Source organism: Streptomyces griseorubiginosus (assembly GCF_017614965.1).
Lineage (GTDB): Bacteria > Actinomycetota > Actinomycetes > Streptomycetales > Streptomycetaceae > Streptomyces > Streptomyces griseorubiginosus_B.
Map to the genome: position 1 here is coordinate 1 of NZ_WVUG01000411.1, position 6,572 is coordinate 6,572.

3 protein-coding genes are annotated in these 6,572 nt (G+C 72.8%); all 3 read right to left on the bottom strand.

Going from position 1 to position 6,572, the window contains the following annotated elements; all coding sequences use genetic code 11:
• A partial coding sequence (locus tag GRC12_RS40490; RefSeq protein WP_244374522.1) for an alpha-(1->3)-arabinofuranosyltransferase domain-containing protein occupies window positions 1–4,597 on the bottom strand: 4,597 nt, incomplete at its 3' end.
• Window positions 4,594–5,337 carry a class I SAM-dependent methyltransferase gene (locus GRC12_RS40495; protein ID WP_244374523.1) on the bottom strand — a complete coding sequence of 248 codons (744 nt, stop codon included), beginning with the start codon at window positions 5,335–5,337 and terminating at the stop codon, window positions 4,594–4,596. The genes GRC12_RS40495 and GRC12_RS40490, both read right to left, overlap by 4 nt.
• The gene (locus GRC12_RS40500) at window positions 5,325–6,476 is read right to left on the bottom strand and encodes a glycosyltransferase family 4 protein (protein ID WP_208785453.1); all 1,152 of its coding nucleotides are present in this window, start codon (window positions 6,474–6,476) and stop codon (window positions 5,325–5,327) included. Before GRC12_RS40500 ends, GRC12_RS40495 begins: the two co-directional genes overlap by 13 nt.
• Between the last annotated feature and the right edge of the window lie 96 nt (window positions 6,477–6,572).

Below are 6,572 nucleotides of genomic sequence, written 5' to 3' on the forward strand. Positions count from 1 at the left end.
GTCCGGGGCCGGGGCGCGGGGCGGCCCCGGAGGACCCGGTCCCCTCCGCGCCGACCGGCCCCGGCACACCGGCACTCTCCCGTCCGCCCTGTGTGCCGCGTTCGGAAGCGCCCGCCGCCTCGCTGACGGTCTGCATCCGCGTCGCGCCGTCGGCCGGATGCGCACCGCGCCTTTGGGCCCACGGCTCGCCACTTACTCCGGCCTCCGCTCGCGCCGCCCCCTCGTCGCCGGCCCGATGCCCACCGCCGCCTCCGGCCCCCGGTTCGGCGCCCGGGCCGGAATCCGGCATCCGCTCGACCGGAGACCGTAGCTCGCTCTCCCGTTGCGGATCCGCGTCCGGGGCGCGTTCTCCGAGTTCTCGGTGTCGTCTCCTCGGGAGGGTCTGGGTCGGTGCCTCCGAGCCCGGTGTCGTCCCGGTGGTGAGGCCGGCCGCGCTGCCCGCTGTCGCCGGGGGCAGGATCGCCGTGGAGCCCGGGCCCTCGTCCGGCTCGCGTACGGCGACCACGCCGGCGAACAGACCTATGAGGGCCAGGAGTTGGGCCGGGTGACCGAACGCGCCATGGCCCGCGCCCGGGGGCTCGCCGGCGCCCGTCGCCGCCGCGATGCCGGCGCCCGCGAGGGCGACGAAGGCGATCGGGACGAGCAGGGTGTGCCGGCGGTACGCGAGCAGCGCCAGGGCCGGGACGAGCAGGGCGAACCAGCCGGCGATCAGCACGGCCACCACCGTCAGGGCCACCGTGCCGAGCCACAGACCCGGCAACGGGGCGACCCGCTGCGGCTGGTCGGGGTTGGGTTCGCGGCGGCGCCAGACGACCAGGCCGATCAGCACCGCCAGCCCCACCGCACCGCCGATCAGCCCGGCCTTGTACGTCGTCGCGGGCTCGTACGACAGCTTGACCGTCCCGCCCGGCCCGGCCGGGACCCGCCAGCCCTGCTGCCAGCCGTCGAGGCGGACCGGGGTGAGCTCCTTGCCGTTCAGCGTGGCCTTCCAGCCGTCGTTGTAGTTCTCGTACGTCGTCAGGTACGTCGCCGCGCCCGAGCCGACGGTCACCTCGCGGTGGTCGCCCAGCCAGTCCCGTACGGTCAGTTGGCGGGACGCGGCCGTGGACTGCGTCGCGACCGTGCCCCGGGTCAGCGTGACGTCCGTGAGCGCGAGCGGCCCCGCGTCCCCCGCCTCCAGCCGGTGGGTGCCGGACGTCAGCTCCAACGCGGCGTCCTGACGGCCTTGTTGACAGAGGATCACATCAATCAGTCGGCGCTGCGTCAGGTCCCGTACGGTCCCCTTCACCGCCGTCTGGTACAGCTTTCCGTCCACCGCCACGTCCGGCCCCTGTCCGCAGGGCAGGGAGAAGGTCCGGCTCGCGCTCGGCTGCGGGGTGCGGTACTGGTCCAGCGCCGGGATGTACGCCTCGGAGAAGCCCACGGGGAGTTGCAGGTTCTCGTCGGCGACCGGGTTGTGCAGGGTCAGCGGCGCCGTCCTGGTGACCGTGATGTCCAGCCGGTCGGTGGTGATGGGGTCGAAGCGGACCACGCCGTTCTCGTCCACGCCGGCGATCGTCGCGCCGTCCGGGGAGCTGATGTCGACCTGGGTGGCCCGGGTCGACAGCCCGCCGGCGGGCGCCAGCACGACCTCCCCGATGGGCTGCTTGCCGCTCCAGCCGAGGTGGATGGTGGGCCGGTCGCCCGCGATCCAGGCGGTGGTCAGGTCGCCGTCGGTGAGGTTGCGCGCGGTCAGACCCGCGCCGAGGGCCGCCGTGGAGTCGGCGGTCGCCACGATGCGGTTCTGCTGGTCGGGGGCGACCCGGTAGAGCAGTGTGTCCAGCTCCTCACCGGTCACCGGCACCGCGTCGGCCTTCATCGTGTACGTCCCCGCCGTGGGCGTGGTGAAGGAGCGGTGCAGCCCGTTCTCCGTGCCGGTGGCGGAGAGGCCGGTGGGGTCCGGGGTGCGGTGCAGGGAGATCTCCGTGGCCGAGGCGTCGGCGTCGTCGGCGTCCGTCGGCAGCCGCAGCACCCGCGTCACCTGGACGTGCGGCAGGGCGATCTCGGAGAAGCCGGCCCCGGTGAGGCCGGTGTGGCGCGCCACCGAGTCGACGATCGTGAGCTTCATCCAACTCGTCGCGCCCGCAGGCGCCTTGATGGTCTGCGTCTGTCCGTTCGGCTGCAGGAAGCTGGTCCTCGACCCCTTCTCCGTCTCCACCTTCACCTTCGTCGCCGCCGACCGCACGCTCTCCTGCGGCAGCGGGGTGACCTTGAACGAGGACGGCATGTCGTACGTCCCGCTGAAGCCGATCCGCAGCCACTGTCCGTCCGCCGTGTCCGGCGCGCCCTCCGTCCACGCGGTGTCCGGGTTGCCGTCGAAGGCGTTCACGGGGTCGTACTGGGGCAGGTGGAACAGCCAGTTGCCGCTGGAGGACGCAGTCACGGAGCGGGCGCCGCGCAGCCGGGCCACGGTCTGGTGGTCGAGGCCCTTGGCGGGGAGGATCTGGTGCGGCTTCTTGCCGGCGTCCTGCGTGGCGTCCGGTGAGTTCCGCTCCGAACTCGTGTACGTGTACGACGTGTTGGCGCTGACGAGCCCGAACCGGGTGTCCTGGCGCCGCAGTCCGTCGCCGACGATCTGCAGGGACGGCGTGCCGAGGCCGGGGGTGTTGTCGCCGGTCAGTACGGTCGCCCGGTCGCGCAGCCGGGAGGCGAGCGGCAGCAGCGCCTCGGGGCCGCCGGAGACGACGGCCGTGTCGGCCACGGACAGCAGATGCGCCTGGCCGGGGCGGGGGACGCCCTTGTCGGTGGGTTCGTAGATCTCCACCGCGCGCTGACGCGGGTACAGCCCCTCCACCTGGAGCGGGGCGTCATGGGCGATCACGCCGCCCGTCATCACCGGCCCGAAGCCCGTCACCCGGACGTACCCGGACTGCTCCAGCGTGCGCTTGACGGTCGTGGTCGGCACCGCACCGATCTGGTTCGGGTCGAGGTCGTTGCGGACGACGACGTAGTAGATGCCGGCCCGGCTGAGGTAGTCGGCCAGCCCCGGGACATCGCTTCCGGAGGCCAGCGCGTTCTCGACCGCGTCCATCGCGCGCCGGTTGCCGGGGGTGCCGAAGGGGACGTAATCCCGCTGCGCCCAGCGGGACTTGGCGAGGACGTCGAGGGGCTGGTCGATGGGGGAGCCCCAGCTGTAGATGCCGTGCGCGGTGGCCGGGACCACCAGGGCACGCGAGTCGGGGGAGTACTTCTCCAGCCAACTCGCAGTGGTCTTCCAGTACTTGGGCAACTCCTGGAAGGAGCCCGGGTTGAGGATCGACCCGTTCAGATACGGCCACAGCAGACCCGGGAGGATCAGCACCGCCGCGACCAGCGGCACGAACCGGCGGCCCCGCACGGGTCGGGCGCCGCGCGGCTCGACGGCCACGCCCACCAGATGGGCGAGGCCCAGCACCAGCGCCAGGGCGAGGCCCGTCTGGAACTTGTAGATGTTGCGGAAGGGGACCAGCCAGCCGTTCAGCCAGTCCTGCACGACCCCGTGGAAGGGTGCGCCGAACGCGCCGCCGTACCCGGCGAGCAGTACCAGCACGGTCGACACCACGGTCAGTACCAGCCAGCGCCGCTCCGGCATGTCCCGTCGGGCCAGCCCCGCGAGGCCGAGTCCGGCCGCCAGCGCCGAGCAGACGATGACGACCACGGACGCGGCGACGGTCCAGCCGGCGGGCAGCCACGCCTGCCCGAAGTGCAGATAGGCGACCCAGTTGCCGGCCCCGCGCAGTGCCTCCGTCGCCGACATGGTGGCCGTCGTCGTCTGCGACGTCTCCACGTAGGGAAGGAAGTTCTCGCCGTAGACGCCGAGCATCAGCAGCGGGATCCACCACCATGCCGTCGCCACGACCACACCCGGCACCCACCACGCGATCAGCTTCCGCTGTCGTGGACCGGGTGGCCGGGAGAGGAGATACAGCCCCACCGGCAGCAGCGAGGCCAGCGTGGAGGCGCCGTTGACGCCGCCCATGAACGGCACGACGAGCGCCGAGCGCAGGGCGGCGATCCGCGCGCTGTAGCGCTCGTCGGTCAGCGGCAGCAGCACCCACGGCAGAAAGGCGCCGGGCAGTGCGGCGGCCGACGTGGAGCCGACGACGATCGTGAACATCGGCCACAGCGCGTACGCGATCCCCGCGAGCAGCCGTGATCCGCCGCTGCCGACCCGCAGCCGCTCGGCCAGCCGCAGGGCGCCCCAGAAGGCCACCGACACGATCAGCGACAGCCACAGCCGCTCGGCCAGCCACACCGGCAGATGCAGGACGTGCGCCAGCCAGTAGAACGGCAGCATCGGCCACAGATAGCCGGCGTACTGGTCCTGGATCCCGCCGAAGGACCCCTGGTCGTGCCACAACTGCCCCAGGTCGGAGAAGAAGGCCCCGGGGTCGACCGTCACACCCAGCTTGGTGTCGAAGGTCTGCCGCCCCGGGTGCACCACCAGGAACAGCACGAACACCACGGCCCAGAACCCCGCCAGCCAGCGCCGCGACCGCGGTCCCTCGGGCGGACCCCCGGTGGCCGCGGTGGTGGGGACGGCTGCCGGAGGGGGAGCCTGGACCGTGGTCGTCGTCATGGTGGACACCGCCGGAGGATGAGAAGGAGGTTCCAGGTGGCCAGCTCCCTGATGCCGGGCGCCTTCACGACGGTCTCGGCGAGGAACGGCCAGTAGCGGGAGCGCGCCGAGACGACCGTGACGTCGTCGCGGGCGCGCACCTGCCGCAGGGTGGTGCCGATGTGGACGGCGAACAGGTTCTCGCCGAGGGTGTGCTTGGCGGGCTTGCCGGTACGGCGCCGGTAGCGGGCGCGGGCCCGCTCGGCGCCGAAGTAGTGCCAGGGCGCCCACTCGTGGCCGCCCCAGGGCGACAGCCAGTTGGTGAACGACACGTAGATCAGGCCGCCGGGCCGGGTCACGCGCGCGAGTTCGCTGAGGAAGGTCTGCGGGTCGGCGACATGCTCCAGCACGTTCGAGGAGAAGGTGACGTCCGCGACGCCGTCGGCCAGTGGCAGCAGATAGCCGTCCGCGATCACGGCGCCGTCGGGGGGCTTCTCACCGAGCTCCCGTACGTCAGGTTCGAAGAGGTACGCGTGCGCGCCCCGCCGCCGGAACTCCTCGGTGAACCAACCGCCACCGCCACCGACGTCCACGACCGTACGCCCGGCGACGGGCCCGTCGTAGGCCTCGACCTGGTCGGCGGCGTCCCGGGCGAGCAGGCCGTAACAGCCCTCGGGGTCGTCCTGTTCGTGGCGGAAGGCACGGAGGAGAGCGACCGAGCGGCGTATGGAGGGGTCCTTGAGGCCGGTCACGGGGACCAGCTCCTCACCGCCTCTGCCGCCACCGCGCGGAACTGTCTGACGGTGCGGTGCCAGCGGAAACGCGCCGCGCGGTCACGGGCCGCCTTGCCCATCGCCTCGCGGCGGCGGCCCGACAGGGCGAGTGTGCACCAGGCCGCGGCGAACGAGGACTCGCCCTGCGCGAGGACACCGGTCTCCCCGTCCACGACGGAGTCCCGCAGCCCCGGCACGTCGAAGGCGACCGTCGGCGTCTCCCGTGCCGCCGCCTCCGTGACGACCAGCCCCCAGCCCTCCACGGCCGAGGGATGCAGCAGCAGCCAGGCGGCGCACAGCAGCCGGTGCTTCTCGGCATCGCCGACATGGCCGACGAACTCCACTCCGGGACCGGCGAGTTGCTGAAGCCGTTCCCGTTCGGGTCCGTCGCCGACGACGACCAGCCGGCCGCCGGTGACCGGCCGCACCCGCTCCCAGAGTCTGAGCAGCAGATCGATCCGCTTGTACTCGACCAGCCGGCCCACCGCCACGAACAGCGGCTCCGGCGAACGGTCGGCGCGGGGGCCGGGCTCCTCCACGCCGTTGTGGACGACACGGATGCGGTCCCGTTCGACGCCGATCGCCCGCAGCGCGTGCGCGGTGGACGGAGAGACCGCGACCATGAGACTCCTGTGCTGTGCACCGGTCAGCGCCCACTGCTCGAGTCTTCGGCCGAGCCGGGCGGCCGGCGTGAGGGGCCCGCCGAACCGCATCTTCCACAGGTCGGTGTGCACATGGTTGACCAGGCACACCGTGGGCCCGTGGTGCCAGTAGGGCGCCAGGTAGGGCATGCCGTTGCAGACCTCGACCAGCAGATCGGTCTCCCCGACCTGCCGGGCGAAGGCACCGCGGGCGCGCAGATAGTGGGCGAACTCGCCGCCGGCGGAGACGACCCGGTAGTCGCGGTAGGCGGCCGGGCCGCCGCAGATGAGGGTCACCTGGTGGCCGAGGGCGGTGAGCCCCTCGGCGAGCCGGTCGACCAGCAGCTCGGAGCCGCCGGCCGCCGGGTTGTCCAGGTCCCGGTGGGCGAGGAAGACGATTCGGCGCGGTTGTGGGGGGAGCGCCGAGAGGTGCTGCGGCGCCCGGGGATGTGCGGCGCGCAGCGGGGAGGGCACGTGCTGGGGCATGGGTGCTCCAACTCGTCTCTGGGTGCGGAACTCAGTGGTGGCTTTCCGGACTCGCTGTGGGGGGACTGAGCTCTTCCTGGGCGGGGGATGTGGGCG

What these genes read in the sequence shown, in the direction of transcription:
- GRC12_RS40500 (WP_208785453.1), bottom strand. Translation starts at nt 6,476, where the DNA reads ATGCCCCAGCACGTGCCCTCCCCGCTGCGCGCCGCACATCCCCGGGCG.